The sequence below is a fragment of the Thiemannella venezuelensis genome, assembly GCF_014203605.1.
In the GTDB taxonomy this organism is placed as follows: domain Bacteria; phylum Actinomycetota; class Actinomycetes; order Streptosporangiales; family Streptosporangiaceae; genus Planomonospora_A; species Planomonospora_A venezuelensis.
Genome location: NZ_JACHJJ010000018.1, coordinates 26,387 through 40,110, shown reverse-complemented (window position 1 = coordinate 40,110; position 13,724 = coordinate 26,387). Strand labels below are relative to the sequence as shown.

Below are 13,724 nucleotides of genomic sequence, written 5' to 3'. Positions count from 1 at the left end.
CCGGATCCCCCCGCTCAGGTACGGCCCGCGCCGACCAGCTCCCGGCGGGGCTCCTCCGCCATGGACTCCTCGTCGTGGCCCTCGATGGACAGGTCGGGCAGGATCCGGTCCAGCCAGCGGGGGCACCACCAGTTGTAGCGGCCGAGCAGGACCATGGTGGCCGGGACCAGGAAGCCCCGGATGATCGTGGCGTCCACCGCGATGGCCACGGCCAGGCCGACCCCGAAGATCTTGACCATGGGGTCCGGGTAGGCGATGAAGGCGACGAAGACGGCGACCATGATCAGCGCCGCGGAGGTGATGACCCGCCCGGTCGTGCCCAGTCCCTCGGCCACCGCCCTGGTGTTGTCGCCGTGCCTGAGGTACGCCTGCCGTACGGCGGTGAGCAGGAACACCTCGTAGTCCATCGAGAGGCCGAACAGCACCGCGAACAGCATCAGCGGCATGTAGCTGTCGATCGGCACCGAGAAGAACAGCGTGGTCAGGTAGGAGTCGTCCGCCCCGACCGGCGGGTCCATGCCGACCAGGCCGGTGCCCAGGCCGAGCGAGAAGACCAGGGAGAGCGCGCCGAAGGCGGCGCCGAGCGAGACCAGGTTCATCAGCGCGGCCTTGAGCGCCACCACCGGCGAGCGGAACGCCAGGAGCAGCAGCAGGGCGCTGAGCAGCACCACGACGCCGACGACCGCCGGGGTGCGCTCGGAGATCGTGGCGCTGGCGTCGGCCATGCCCGCCACCTCGCCGCCCACGTGAACGCTCGCCCCCTCGATCCGGATCCCGCGCACGGACTCGACCACGTCGAGGGCCCGCGGGTCGCTGGGCGCGTACTCGGGGACGGCCTGCACCAGCGCGGCGGTCCCGGCGGAGTTGAGCACCGGCTCGGCGACGTGGGCCATGCCCGGGACGGCCTCGACCCGCTCCTGGAGCACCTGGAGCACGGCGGGGGCGGGCTCGCGGTCGGCGGCCTTCTCCTCCAGCTCGGCGACCACGATCAGCGGGCCGTTCATGCCCGGCCCGAACCCGGCCTGCAGGAGCTCGTAGGAACGGCGGGCGTCGGTGCCCCGGTCGCCGTAGCCGTCGTCGAGCGGGCCCAGCTTGAGGGCGAGGGCGGGCGCGGCCAGCGCGGCGAGGACCGCGACGCTGAGCGCGAGCACGCCCCAGGGCCGCCGGGCGACCCACGAGCCCAGCCCGGCCCAGCCGGAGGAGCCGTCCGCCGCCTTCCTGCGGCCCACGAACGGCAGGCGCAGCGCGTTGACCCGGTGCCCGAGCAGTCCGAACAGGGCCGGGACCAGGGTGACGGAGGTGAGCACCGCGCAGACGACCGAGATGCCGGTGATCCAGCCGAGCGTCTGCAGCATCGGGAAGCCGCCGAGCATCAGCGCGCTGAGCGCAATGATCACCGTACCGCCGGCGAACACCACGGCCCCGCCCGAGCTCGCCGCCACCCGGCGGACCGCCTCGCGCACGGGCACCCCGTCGGCCAGCAGTTTGCGGTGCCTGCTGAGCAGGAAGAGCGCGTAGTCGATGCCCACGCCGAGACCGATCATCGTCGCCATGATCGAGGCCTGCTTGGGCACGTCCACGACATGGCCGAGCAGGCTGATCACGCCCAGTCCCGTCGCGATGCTGATCAGGGCGGCGAAGACCGGGATCATCGCGGCGACCAGCGTGCCGAAGGCGAACAGCAGCACCAGCAGGGCGCAGAGAACGCCGATGACCTCGCTGGCGCCGGTCTTGATCTCCTTGTCGGCCGGGGTCCCGGAGTCGGCGGGCACCGCCTCCATGCCCAGCGCGCGGATGGGCTCGGCGGCCGCGGAGAGCGTCCTGGTGGTCTCGGCCAGCTTGGTGTTGTCGTGGCCCTGGAGCCTGACCGTGATGAGGCCGATCTGCCGGCTGGGGGCCATGCCTCCCAGCCGGTACGGCGTCAGCACCTCCACCACGTGCGGGACCTGGCGGATCCGGTCCATCGCCCGGTGCACGGCGCGCACCCGGCGCTGGGAGGTGAGCGGGCCGTCCTCGGCGTGCACGACGATCTGGACGGTGCCGCCCGGGTCGTAGCCGGGGCCGAAGCCGTCGCGCATCAGGTCGTGGGCGCGCTGCGCGTCCGTGCCGGGGATCGCGAGGTTGTTGCTGACCGGCCCGGGGAACAGCAGCGAGCCCGCGGTCAGCCCCGCCGCGAGGAGAATCCAGACCGCCAGCACGATCACACCGTGCCGTGCGCACCAACCACCCAATCGCCCCAGCAGGCCAGACATCGGGACCGCCCTATTAAACTCGGTGACATACCCCTGTAACAGCGTCCTGTACGTGCGTACAGTAACGACGTTAAAAGACTAGCCGCGTTGTTCCGGATTAATCCCGCACCCGGAGAAATGAGACGATGACCACAGTCGACCCCGGCTACGACACGCGCCGGCGCATCCTCGACGCCGCCCGCCGGCTCTTCGCCGAGCGCGGCTACGCCGCCACCTCCCTGGCCGACATCGCCTCCGCGGTGGGGGTCACGAAGACGGCCGTGGCCTACCACTTCCATCCGAAGGACCGGCTCGCCACCGAGCTGCTCGCGCCCGTGGCCGAGGACATCGTCGACCTGCTCGAGTCCGGCTTCGGCGACGAGCGCGCGTTCCTCGAGACGCTGGTCGCCTTCGCCGTCCGGCACCGGACCGTCATCCGCCTGATCATGGAGGACATCGGCGGCGCCGACGACGCCCCTCCCGGCTCCCCCGGCGAGGCCATCCGCGCCTTCCGCGACTGCATCTACGCCCGGCTCGCCGGCCCCGACCCCGACCCGGCGGGCCGGGTACGCGCCTGGGCCGTGCTGGGCTCGCTCCAGTACGCCGTGGTCAAGACGATCGACCTGCCCGAGGAGACCGTCCGGGGGACCCTGCTGGCCACCGCGCTGGCCGCCGCCGGCTACCCGGCCTGACCCTCCTCGCGCTCCCCGCCCGCGATCCGGTCACGGGCTCGCCGTGGGCTCCGGCGTCTGCGCTCCGCTCCCCGGACCGCCCTGGTCGGGAGGTTCCTCCCCTGGACCGGGCCCGGTCTGCGCCTCGACGCCGACCGTGATCGCGACCCCGGCGCCCGGGCGGGCGCACGAGCCGGGCGCCGGGTTCTGCGCCAGCACCACCCCAGCCTGCGACCGGTCGGCGACCAGCCGCGGGCGCACCCGCGCGGCGAGACCCGCCGCGGTCAGCGTCGCGCGCGCCTGCGCCTCGCTCAGACCCGTGACCTGCGGCGTCTGCGCCCCCTTCCGGGCGACGGTCAGCGTGACCGCGCCGCCCGCGGAGACCCGCTCCCCCGCCCCGGGGTCGCTGGAGAGCACCTGGCCGCCGGGCCGGTCCGAGCAGACGGTCCGCGCCCCGCCCGGGACCAGTCCCGCCTGGACGAGCAGCGCCTCGGCCGCCTTCCTGCGGAGCCCGGCCAGCTCGGGCACCGCCACGCCCGCCGAGACCTCCAGGTCGACCCTGCTCCCCTTCGCCGCCGTGCTCCCCGCCGCCGGCCAGGTCCGCAGCACCCTGTCGACAGGCTCCCGGGAGTCGGCCCGGGTGACCGTCCCGGCGGTCAGCCCGGCCCGCCTGATCGCCTCCAGCGCCCGGGAACGCTCCATCCCCGCCAGCGCCGGCACCGCGACCCCGGCGGTGGCGGGCGGAGTGGTCGCGGGCGGGGCGGTGGTGCTCCCGTTCCCCGGCGTCCCCGCGCTCGCCGCGGGCCCGGCCTTCCGGGTACCCCGGCCCGCCCGGGGCGCGGCCGAGGTGCCGCCGTCCGCCTTCCCGGGGTCCGCCTCCTGCGACGTCCCCGCGGGCGGCCCTGTCCGCGGCCCGTCCCCGGTCCGGCCGCCGTTCCCGCTCAGTGCCGGGACCAGCACGGCCACCAGTACGGCCGCGCTGACCAGCAGCGACCCGGACATCGCGACCGAGGCCCTGGTGGCCGCACGCCCCGGGTGGGTCCGGATCCCCGCGGGCTCGCCGGGATCGGCCGGGCCGGCCGCTCCCGGCGGGCCGGAGCCGGGCGGGCCGGAGGCCGACCGGATGGAGGCCGGCGAGGCCGGTGCTCTGGGAGCCTCCGGGAGCAGGGCCCGCGCTCCGGCGGCCACCTCCCGCGCCGCGGGCCGTACACCGCCGTCTTCCCTGTCGCCGTCCCTGCCGCCGCCGAGCAGCGCGAGCAGCAGTTCCCGGCTCGTGGGCCGGTCGGCGGGGCGCTTGCTCATGCACTCGGTGACCAGCTCGCCGAGCCACCCGTCGAGGCGGCCCAGCTCCGGAGGGGCGGTGAGGATGCGGCGCAGCACGGCCGCGATCGAATCCTGCCCGAAGGGGGCCTCTCCGTTGGCCGCGAAACACATGGTCGCGCCCCAGGAGAAGACGTCGGCGGCCGGGTCGATCGCGGCCCCCTCCACCTGCTCGGGCGCCATGTAGGCGGGCGTGCCCGCGCCCCGCCCGGTCTGGGTGGCCGCCGCGTCCAGCGCCCTGGCCAGCCCGAAGTCGATGACGCGGGGGCCGTCGGGGCCGAGCAGGACGTTCTGCGGCTTGAGGTCGCGGTGGACGATCCCGGCCCGGTGGATCGCGGCGAGCGCGGTGGCCGTGCCGATGGCCAGCCGTTCCAGCGCCCCGCCCGTCCTGGGCCCGCCGACGGCGACCTCCCGGTGGAGCGAGGGGCCGTCGACGTACTCGCTGACGATGTAGGGGCGGTCGTCGGCCAGCCCCGCGCCGACCACCTGGGCGGTGCAGAACCGGGCCACCTGCTTGGCCAGTTCCACCTCGCGCAGGAACGCCTCGCGCTCCTGGCCGACCGGGCCGTGCAGGAGCTTGACCGCGTACGGGTCGGGGCCGGTGGCCGGATGCATGCCGAGGTAGACCACGCCCTGGCCGCCCTCGCCCAGGCGGCCGACCAGTTCGTAGTCGCCGAGCCTGTCCGGATCCCCCGCCTTCAGCGGCTGCGCGTACGGCACGCGGGCCTCACCTCGCCCCCATCGCTCCCACTCAAGAAGAGGCGCCCCCGCACGTCAACAAGAGTGAGGCGCTTGTATCCCGCGCGGTGAGACCCTGAGGCCTCCCCCGGCGCGGGACGGGCCCGGCTCAGGTCCCGACGAACCGGGCGTAGTCGTCGAGCACGGGGAGCACCCGCCCGGCGGGGGCGCTGGGCAGGCTCAGCACGACCTCCTCGACGCCCGTCTCCGCGTAGTAGTCGAGCTTCTCCCGGCTCGGCAGCGTGCCGAACGGGATCACCTTCGCCATCGGCCGCCCGGCCTTCTCGCACGCCTCGCGCAGGGCCGGGAGCGCGGCCTTCACCCCCCTGCCGCCGATCGGCATCCAGCCGTCGGCGTACTCGGCGACGTGGGCGAAGAGCTTCGGGCCCGCAGCGCCCCCGACGTAGACGGGCGGCCCCGAGACCGGCTTGGGCCAGGACCAGGAGGGCTCGAAACGCACGTGCCGCCCGTCGAAGCCCGCCTCCTCCCTGCTCCACAGCTCCTTCATCGCGAGCAGGTGCTCGCGGGCGACGTCGCGGCGGGAGCCGTACGGCACGCCGTGGTCCTGGATCTCCTCGACGTTCCAGCCGAACCCGACGCCCAGCACCACCCGGCCACCGCAGAGGTGGTCGAGGGTGGCGACGGCCTTGGCGGTCACGATGGGCTCGCGCTGGGCGGCGAGCAGGATGCCGGTACCCAGCGCGAGCCGTTCCGTCACGGCGGCGGCGTGGGCGAGGGCGACGAGCGGGTCGAGCGTGCGCTTGTACTCCTCGGGCAGCGTGTCCTGCCCGGCGGCCGGAGGCGTGCGGCGCGAGACGGGGATGTGGGTGTGCTCGGGGAGGTAGAGGGAGGCGAACCCGCGCTCCTCGGCGGCCCGGGCCAGCGCGGCGACGGGCATCGCCGTGTCGGTGGCGAACATGGTGACACCCAGCCGCATGGCGACCTCCGGTTCTCAGGCGGTCCGCGCGGACCCGTTTGGTAAACCAAGCGATTGCTCGGTTATCATTCCTAGGGTAGCGTGCTCACGTCGCGGACGACGAGGACGACGGACGAGGCGTCCGCGACGTGAGCCGGGAGCCGGGTCGCCCCGACGGGCACGGCGATCCTCACGGAAGGGCGCTCATGGCGTTCACGGACTTAGGCGACGTGCGGCTGTTCCACACCGACGACGGCCCGGGAGACGGCGGCCCGGGAGACGGCCATCCGGGAGACGGCGGCCCGGGGGAGACGGCGCTGCTGCTCGTCCACGGCCTGGGGTCGGACTCCCACGAGTGGGTCCAGCACATCCCGGCCCTGGCACGGCACCACCGCGTGATCGCCGCCGACATGCGCGGGCACGGCTACTCCTCCGCGCCGGAGACCGGCAACACCCCCCGCGCGATGGCCGGCGACCTGGCCCGCCTCTGCGCGGAGCTGGGGATCGGGTCGTGCGTCGCGGTCGGCCACTCGATGGGCGCCCAGATCGTCTCCCACCTGGCCGTGGAGCACCCCTCGCTGGTCGACGCGCTGGTCGCGGTCGATCCGGGGTACGGCTTCGCGGGCCCGGTGGCCGACGCCTTCCCCTCGATGATCGAGCGCATGCGCGAGGACCCGCTGGCCGTGTCCCTGGCCAACGACCGGTGGACCTCGAACCGGGCGACCCCCGAGTGGCTGCGCGAGTGGCACCGGCGGCGGGTGCTCGGCACGCCCCCGCACGTGCTGCTCCAGGCGTTCGAGGCGATGTTCGGCGGCCCGGACGCGCTCGGGGTCCGGCACAACTCCGACGCCTACCTGTCGCGCCGGGAGTGCCCGGTGCTGACCTTCTGGTTCGACCCGGCCCAGGCGGCCTGGGAGGCGGGCCTGCTCAAGGACCCGCGCTCGAAGGTCGTCGTCTGGGAGGGCAGCAGCCACCGGCTGCACGAGGAACGCCCCGCGGAGTTCCTGCTCGTCGTCACCAACTGGCTAAGGAGTCTGTCGTCGTGAAGTTCTCGATATTCCTCAACCCGCAGATTCCCGGATCGGGATACTCCCAGGAGGAGAACGCCGTCGCCAAGCGGCCGATCGGACGTGACGTCGAGTCCTACCAGGCGCTGCTGCACGAGGTCCGGGAGATCGCGGTGCACGCCGACCAGATCGGCTTCGACGCGCTGATGATGACCGAGCACCACTTCCACTCCGAGGGCTTCGAGTTCTCCGTCAACCCGCTGATGTTCCTGACCGACCTGGCCGCCAGGACCGAGCGCATCCTGCTGGCCCCGCTGGGCATCGTGCTGCCCGCCTGGGACCCCATCCGCGCGGCGGAGGACGTGGCGCTGCTGGACCACTTCAGCAAGGGCCGGCTCCGGCTGGGCGTGGCCCGCGGCTACCAGAACCGGTGGATGAACGTGCTCGGCCAGCGCTGGCACGCCGCCGCCGCCCGCTCCGACGGCTCGACATCCGACACCCGCAACTTCGACGTCTTCGGCGAGGTGCTGAAGATCATGAAGATGGCGTGGACCCAGGAGACGCTGCGCTACAGGTCCGACGTACTGGACTACGAGGTGCCCTCGCCGTACGAGGGGATCGAGGGCTGGCCGGCGCTGGAGTGGACGAAGAAGTTCGGCGCCCCCGGCGAGGTGGACGACCAGGGCCGCATCCACGCCGTCTCGGTCGGGCCCAAGCCGTACCAGAACCCGTACCCGGAGCTGTGGCAGCCGTTCACCATCTCCGACCGCTCGGTGATCCGGGCCGCCCAGGAGGACATCCTGCCGTGGATGTTCACCCCGAACCCGGACGAGCACGCCGCCAAGGCCAGGCTCTACCAGGAGGAGTCGGCCAAGTGCGGCCGGGACTACAAGCTGGGCGAGCACACCGGCATCCTCAAGATCGTCGGTATGGCCGACACCCGCGAGGAGGCCATCGCCACCTACGGCAAGGGCATGCAGAAGGACTTCGCCTCCTTCTTCGGGCCCTTCGGCTACCTGGAGGTCCTGCGCAAGCAGGAGGACGACAAGCACAAGCCGATCAGCCCGGAGAAGGGCGACTACAAGCGCATGAACGAGGTCGAGATGGCCCTGCTGGGCGGTCCCGACGACGTCAAGCGCGGCATCCAGCGCATGCTCGACCGCATGCCCGACCTGGAGTGGTTCGGCCTGTTCATGCAGGGCCAGCAGGGCGTGCTCCCGCTCGACACGGTCAAGCGCAACCTGGAGCTGTTCGCCACCAAGGTCATCCCCGAGTTCGCCGACTGACACCCCGGAGGACCTGTGCAGTTCTGGCTGGGGGCGTCGTTCGTCCCGACCGACCAGTTCACGGAGCTGGCGAAGACCTCCGAGCGGTGCGGCATCCACACCCTCACGCTCTCGGACCACATCTTCTACGCCGACTTCGACTCCCCCTACCCCTACTCGAAGACCGGCGCCCCCCGCTGGAACGCGGAGACCCACTGGCCCGACGTGTGGGTGACGATCGGCGCGATGGCCGCGGTCACCTCGACGCTGCGCTTCGCGCCCAACGTCTACGTCGCCCCCGCCCGGGACCTGTTCACCGTCGCCAAGCAGGTCTCCACGGCCGCGGTGCTGTCCGGGGACCGGGTCACGTTCGGCGTCGGGGTCGGCTGGTGCAAGGAGGAGTTCGTCCAGACCGGCCAGGACTTCCACACCCGGGGCCGGCGGCTGGACGAGATGATCCCGGCGCTGCGCGCGCTGTGGGCGGGCGGGACCGTCGAGCACCACGGCGTGCACTTCGACCACGGCCCGCTCTCGATCTCCCCCGTCCCCGCCGAGCCCGTGCCGTTCTTCGTCGGCGGTGACAGCGAGGCGGCGCTGCGCCGCGCGGCCCGGCTCGGCGACGGCTGGATCGGCAACCGCATCTACACCGAGGAGCGACTGGACGCGGTGCTCGCCGACCTCCGGCGCTACCTGAAGGAGTACGGCAGGCCGGGCGACGCCCTGCAGATCATCGCCCCGCTCGCCGTCATGCCCGACGCGGACGCCTACCGCCGCTTCGCGGACAAGGGCGTCACCGGGACGATGGCCGCGCCCTGGTGGCTGGCCACCCCCGAGGAGAAGGCGGAGCACGGCGACACCCTCGAACTGAAGATCGCCACCATCGAGCGCTTCGCCGAGGAGGTCATCGCGAAGATGTGAGCCCTCACCGGGGGCGGTCGCCGTCGCGGACCCGCCGCCACGCCCTGGCGTAGAGGGCGGCGGCCGGCTCCGCGGGGACGATCACGCTGAGCTGCGCCGTCCGGTTGCGGACCAGGTCGAGCAGGGGGAGCTTCCACTCCTCCAGCGGCAGGTGCGCCTTCGGGTGCTGCGGGGCGCCGGGGTCGGCCCAGTCGCCGGGCAGGAAGAGCGAGCGGCCCGCGCGGACGCGGCGCTCCTCGACCACCAGGCCGGTGCCGGCCAGCTCGGCCCGTGCGGCCTTGAACCGGGCGGGTTTCCAGCCGGTCCACCGGGCGACGTTCCGGTCGGTGGGGTCGGGCATCGCCAGCAGCGCCAGGTAGAGCGCGGCCGCGTCCCGGCCGAGGCCGTTCTCCTCCGCCGCCTCCGCGACCAGCTCCGGCACGGAGCGGGCGGGGTCCTGCGGCCACCAGGTGCCGTCGGCCGCCCGCTCCCCCGCCGCGGGGTCCCCGGGCTCGGCGAGGAGAGCCTCCAAGCGCGGGTCACGGGCCAGGCGCAGCGCCATCGCCTCCGGCAGCAGCTCCCAGGAGCCCCCGCCCATCGTCCGCAGGACGCTCAGGTGCGACGCGCCGAGGGCGTCCAGCAGGTCCACCCGGATGGCCGGGACCACCCAGTCGCCGCCCTGGGTGGGCATGACCAGAGCGCCGTGGCGCTCCCAGCCGTCGCCCGTCTCCGCCGGAGCCCCGGCGGCGTCGCGGAACGCCGTCCGGTTGAAGTGGCAGCCCAGGGAGAGCGCGGCGCCGGGGGCGGCCAGCCGCTCCCGGACCGCGGCCAGCGCCGCGGGCAGCGCCGCCCGCACCGGGTCGCCGGCGGGCAGGCGGTGGGCGAGCCAGGCCGTCAGGGCGACGGCCCCGACCAGCGTGTGCCGGGTGAACCCGGCGGCGTGCTCGTCGGCCGGGACGACGTGGCCGCCGACCGCCTTCCAGCGCAGGTCCGCGCTCAGCTCCGGGGCCCCGGCCGGGTCGAGCAGCGCCGGCAGCGCCCGTGCCGGTTCCCAGGCGGTCCGCACCGCGCGGACCGCCTCCGAGACGAGCCCTTCGGGAACGGCGGGCCGCCGCCCCACCCTGGCGTTCCAGACGCGCGCGGCGGCCGCGGCGTCCGGCCCGTCCGTCCACAGCGCCGCCGGCCGCCCGGGCAGCAGCGCCGCGACGATCTCCCTGCGGACCCCGTGGTCCAGCTTGCGCAGCTCGTCGCGGGCGACGGCCGCGTGCGCGGCGTGCGCGGCCTTGATCCCGAACGCGGCCTGCGCCTCGCCCGGCAGGAAGCCGCGCCCGTGGCTGTCCACGTGCGGCATGCCCGCCACGACCAGCCGGGCGGCCGTCGGGGTCACGCCGGTGAGGCGGGCGAACTCCTCGGCCGCCTCCGGCCGCCAGGGCGCCGGGCCGCGTTCCGCGTGCTCGGCCAGGAACTCCGCGAGCCAGCCGGTCTCCCGGCCCTCGCCGACGGGGCCGCGGGAGAGCTCCGTGTAGGGGTGGGGGACGTCGAAGCGGCCGGCCGGGTCGTGGAAGAGCGCGGTGAACCGGCGGCCGGTCGCGTCCGGCCGGGTGTCCACGACGGCGACGAAGGCGCCGCCGTCCAGCGGGAGCAGCCCGAGCCAGGAGCCGTCCCCCGGCGCTCCCCCGGCGGCCCCGAGCCGGGCCTCGCCGAGGTGCAGCGACAGGCGGAGCCATGCGGCGGGGTCGGCGGTGGCGAGCCCGAGGGCGTCGAGCTCGCGGAGCAGCCGGTGCAGCGCGGCGGCGTAGTCCGGGTCGAAGGCCGGCGACGCCGCCCGGTAGGCCACCGCGGCGCACCGGTCGAGCAGCGGTTCCCAGTCCAGCAGGCCGCGGGAGAGCCGCGGCCCGTCGAGATGGAGCCGGGGCCCCGCGCCGGGACCCCCCGTCCCGGAGGGGGACCGCAGCTCCCGGCCGATCGCCTGCAACTGCTCCGCGACGCCGAAGACCGGCCCGCCCCACTGCGTTCTGAAGCCGGTGAGCCCGTTGAGGGCCGCGGCGAGCAGCTGGTCGAAGGCGACGCCCGGCTCCTGCGCCCCTCCCCGCCCGCCTGCCCCGGGGGTCCGGGCGGGCGGGACGGCCCCGTCCTCCGGGCCGGTCCCGCATCCGCCGCCCGCCGTCGACCCGTCCACCGTTCACGCCCCTGTCCATGGATGAGCCGCCTGGCCCGGGGCGAACCCCGCGACCGCGGCACGCGAGACGCCGGCCTCCCGGCCGGCGGGCCCGGCTCCGGCCTGCGCTGCCGGGTCCGCCGGTAGGCTACCCGCTCCGCCGCGATGACCTGCGGCTAGTCGGCCAGGCCCATCTCCGACAGGGCCAGGTCCATGAAGTCGCCGATCGACTCGTCGACGGCGCCGACCCGGTGCAGGGCCGCCATCCCGAGGTAGACGCCGTAGCCCACGACGGCCCGCCCCCGGGCGAGGCCGGGCGGCTGCCCGGCCTCCTCCAGCGTCGCCCCCATGAACTCCAACCGCCGCGCGCTCACCCGGCGGGCCGTCTCCGCGGCGAGCGGGTCGTCGGCCGCGCTGATCAGCTGGAAGGCGACCTTGGCGTCCACCGGGTCGCCGAAGGCGAACTCCAGCAGCGTCCGCATGCGCAGGACCGGGTCGGGGACCTCCAGCAGCCCGGCGATGATCTCCTCGGTGCCGGCCTCCCAGAGCGCGAGCGCGGCCTCGATCAGCGACCTGCGGTTGGCGAAGTGCCAGTAGAAACTGCCCTTCGTGGTGCCGAGCCGTACCGCCACCGGCTCCACCGCCACCGCCGCCAGGCCTCCCTCGGCCAGCGCCTCCAGCGCCGCCCTCGCCCAGTCCTCCGCGCTCAACCGTCCCACCGGGCCAGTTTTCCATACGCGGGCGTACGGCAGGACCGCACGCGCCCGGTCCGCCTTCCGCGTCTCCGGCGGCGGGCGCCCGGCCGGACCCCCCTCAGCCACCCTTCCATACGCAGGCGTACAGTAAAACCATACGCAACCGTATGGAGGTGGCCCGTGGTCTACAACGTGCACGAACGCGTCGTCCCCGCGTCTCCCGAGCGGGTCTGGGAGCTGCTCATGAACATCGGCGGCCCGGGAGACCCGCTCTGGCCTCAGGAGAAGGGCCGTTTCCGCCTCCCCGAGGGCGTCCGGCCCGGCGCCCCCGTCGAGCACGACCCGATGCGCTACCGCGTCGGCGCCGTCGAGCCCTGCCGCCGGCTCTGGTTCGACACCAGGGAGATGACCGGCGGGCACGGCTTCACGCTCCACCCCGCCGAGGGCGGCACCCTCGTCCGGCACGAGATCAAGGGCCGCACCACGGGGCTGTTCCGGCTGCTGTGGCCGGTGCTCATCCGCTGGCAGCACGACGCCGTGCTGGAGCGGCTCCTGGACAACCTGGAGCGGGAGGCGGGCCGCATCGGCACCGGCTGACGGGCCGCGCCCGGGCGAGCCGGTAGCCTGACCGGGTGCTGGAAGAGATCACGGCGACCCGCTACGTCACGCCGCTGCGCGAGGGCGGGTCGCTCCCGGGCGTGATGGAGGCCGACGACCTCGGCACCTACGCCGTGAAGTTCCGGGGCGCAGGGCAGGGCCGCCGGGTGCTCGTCGCGGAGGTCGTCTGCGCCGAGCTGGCCAGGCGGCTCGGGTTCCGCACCCCGGAGCTGAAGGTGGTCGAGGTCGATCCGCAGCTCGGCGCCCGCGAGCCCGACGAGGAGATCCAGGACCTGCTCAAGGCCAGCGCCGGACGCAACCTCGCCGTCGACTTCCTGCCCGGCGCGCTCGGCTTCGAGCCGCTCGCCTGGCCGCCCGACCCCGCCTTCGCCTCCCGCCTGCTCTGGTTCGACGCCCTGGTCCACAACGTCGACCGGAGCTGGCGCAACCCCAACCTGCTGCTCTGGCACGGCGACGTCTGGCTGATCGACCATGGCGCCGCCCTCTGGTTCCACCACAACTGGCGCACCGCCGACCCGCAGCGCGGCTTCGACGCCGGCGACCACGTCCTGGCCCCCTTCGCCACCGCGATGGGCGAGGCCGACGCCGAACTGGGCGAGCGGATCACCCCGGGGCTCCTCGACGAGGTGCTGGCCGAGGTGCCCGGGGAGTGGCTGGCGGACGAGCCGGGGTTCGACGGCGCGCAGGCCGTACGGCGGGCCTACGCCGAGCACCTGCTCGCCCGCGCCCGGGGACCCCGCGCCTGGCTCCCGGAGCCCGGCACCGGCGCGCCCGCCCCGCGGGAGGAGAAGAGGTCCGGCTCGGTCGGCGCGTTCTGGAGGGGCACCCGATGAGAGACGTCTACGAGTACGCCGTCATCCGGGTCGTCCCCCGCGTCGAGCGCGGTGAGCTGATCAACGCGGGCATCCTGCTCTACTGCCAGCCGCGCGACTACCTGTGCGCCCGGGTGGAGCTGGACGAGGCGCGGCTGCGCGCCCTGGACGCCCGCGCCGACGTCGACGGGGTGCGGCACGCGCTCGGCGCCTACCGGCTCTCCTGCACCGAGGAGGCGGGCCCGCTGGCGCAGGAGCCGCTCGGCAGCCGGTTCCGCTGGCTGACCGCCCCGCGCAGCACGATCGTGCAGACCGGCCCGGTCCACGCGGGCCTGACCGACTCCCCCGAGGCCGAGCTGGAGCGCCTCATGGCCCGGCTGGTCCGGGCGCTCTAGG

The 13,724-nt window shown here is 74.5% G+C and carries 12 protein-coding genes; 7 read left to right on the top strand and 5 right to left on the bottom strand.

Annotation, left to right across the window (positions count from 1 at the left end):
• Window positions 1–14: 14 nt before the first annotated feature.
• Complete coding sequence (locus FHS22_RS24155; protein WP_338047910.1) at window positions 15–2,198, bottom strand: MMPL family transporter; 2,184 nt, start codon at window positions 2,196–2,198, stop codon at window positions 15–17.
• Window positions 2,199–2,377: 179 nt separating this feature from the next.
• Between FHS22_RS24155 and FHS22_RS24150 the strand changes: the two genes are divergently transcribed.
• Window positions 2,378–2,923 (top strand): TetR/AcrR family transcriptional regulator, encoded by a 546-nt coding sequence (locus FHS22_RS24150; RefSeq protein ID WP_184945133.1) that lies wholly within the window; start codon window positions 2,378–2,380, stop codon window positions 2,921–2,923.
• Window positions 2,924–2,953: 30 nt separating this feature from the next.
• Here the strand turns inward: FHS22_RS24150 and FHS22_RS24145 are convergent, their stop codons facing one another.
• Together FHS22_RS24145 and FHS22_RS24140 are read right to left on the bottom strand one after the other, a co-directional pair.
• A complete protein-coding gene (locus FHS22_RS24145) occupies window positions 2,954–4,942 on the bottom strand; it encodes a serine/threonine-protein kinase (protein WP_184945131.1) in 1,989 nt (662 codons plus the stop codon).
• A 127-nt stretch (window positions 4,943–5,069) separates the two neighbouring features.
• The gene (locus tag FHS22_RS24140; protein ID WP_184945129.1) at window positions 5,070–5,897 is read right to left on the bottom strand and encodes a TIGR03619 family F420-dependent LLM class oxidoreductase; all 828 of its coding nucleotides are present in this window, start codon (window positions 5,895–5,897) and stop codon (window positions 5,070–5,072) included.
• 185 nt (window positions 5,898–6,082) lie between these two features.
• On the opposite strand from FHS22_RS24140, the gene FHS22_RS24135 reads away from it, so the two are divergent.
• The 3 genes from FHS22_RS24135 to FHS22_RS24125 are packed head-to-tail and all read left to right on the top strand — an operon-like array spanning window position 6,083 to window position 9,066.
• Window positions 6,083–6,922 (top strand): alpha/beta fold hydrolase, encoded by an 840-nt coding sequence (locus FHS22_RS24135; protein WP_184945127.1) that lies wholly within the window; start codon window positions 6,083–6,085, stop codon window positions 6,920–6,922.
• Window positions 6,919–8,169, top strand: a complete 1,251-nt coding sequence (locus tag FHS22_RS24130) for an LLM class flavin-dependent oxidoreductase (RefSeq protein ID WP_184945125.1) — start codon at window positions 6,919–6,921, stop codon at window positions 8,167–8,169. The genes FHS22_RS24135 and FHS22_RS24130 overlap by 4 nt, the downstream gene beginning before the upstream one ends.
• Window positions 8,170–8,184: 15 nt before the next feature.
• Window positions 8,185–9,066, top strand: a complete 882-nt coding sequence (locus FHS22_RS24125; protein ID WP_184945124.1) for a TIGR03619 family F420-dependent LLM class oxidoreductase — start codon at window positions 8,185–8,187, stop codon at window positions 9,064–9,066.
• A 4-nt stretch (window positions 9,067–9,070) separates the two neighbouring features.
• On the opposite strand, the gene FHS22_RS24120 is transcribed toward FHS22_RS24125, so the two are convergent.
• The gene (locus FHS22_RS24120; RefSeq protein ID WP_184945122.1) at window positions 9,071–11,224 is read right to left on the bottom strand and encodes a hypothetical protein; all 2,154 of its coding nucleotides are present in this window, start codon (window positions 11,222–11,224) and stop codon (window positions 9,071–9,073) included.
• A gap of 155 nt (window positions 11,225–11,379) precedes the next feature.
• On the bottom strand, window positions 11,380–11,922 hold the full coding sequence (locus FHS22_RS24115) for a TetR/AcrR family transcriptional regulator (RefSeq protein WP_184945120.1): 543 nt from the start codon (window positions 11,920–11,922) through the stop codon (window positions 11,380–11,382).
• Between the two features lie 156 nt (window positions 11,923–12,078).
• On the opposite strand from FHS22_RS24115, the gene FHS22_RS24110 reads away from it, so the two are divergent.
• The 3 genes from FHS22_RS24110 to FHS22_RS24100 are packed head-to-tail and all read left to right on the top strand — an operon-like array spanning window position 12,079 to window position 13,723.
• Window positions 12,079–12,495: an SRPBCC family protein gene (locus tag FHS22_RS24110; RefSeq protein ID WP_184945118.1), complete on the top strand. Its 417-nt coding sequence runs from the start codon at window positions 12,079–12,081 to the stop codon at window positions 12,493–12,495.
• Between the two features lie 35 nt (window positions 12,496–12,530).
• Window positions 12,531–13,349: a HipA family kinase gene (locus FHS22_RS24105; RefSeq protein WP_184945116.1), complete on the top strand. Its 819-nt coding sequence runs from the start codon at window positions 12,531–12,533 to the stop codon at window positions 13,347–13,349.
• Window positions 13,346–13,723: a DUF3037 domain-containing protein gene (locus FHS22_RS24100; protein WP_184945114.1), complete on the top strand. Its 378-nt coding sequence runs from the start codon at window positions 13,346–13,348 to the stop codon at window positions 13,721–13,723. The genes FHS22_RS24105 and FHS22_RS24100 overlap by 4 nt, the downstream gene beginning before the upstream one ends.
• The last annotated feature ends 1 nt before the right edge of the window (window position 13,724 follow it).

Coding starts and splice junctions, on each gene's coding strand:
- FHS22_RS24140 (WP_184945129.1), bottom strand. CDS start 5,897: ATGCGGCTGGGTGTCACCATGTTCGCCACCGACACGGCGATGCCCGTC.
- FHS22_RS24150 (WP_184945133.1), top strand. CDS start 2,378: ATGACCACAGTCGACCCCGGCTACGACACGCGCCGGCGCATCCTCGAC.
- FHS22_RS24100 (WP_184945114.1), top strand. CDS start 13,346: ATGAGAGACGTCTACGAGTACGCCGTCATCCGGGTCGTCCCCCGCGTC.
- FHS22_RS24135 (WP_184945127.1), top strand. CDS start 6,083: ATGGCGTTCACGGACTTAGGCGACGTGCGGCTGTTCCACACCGACGAC.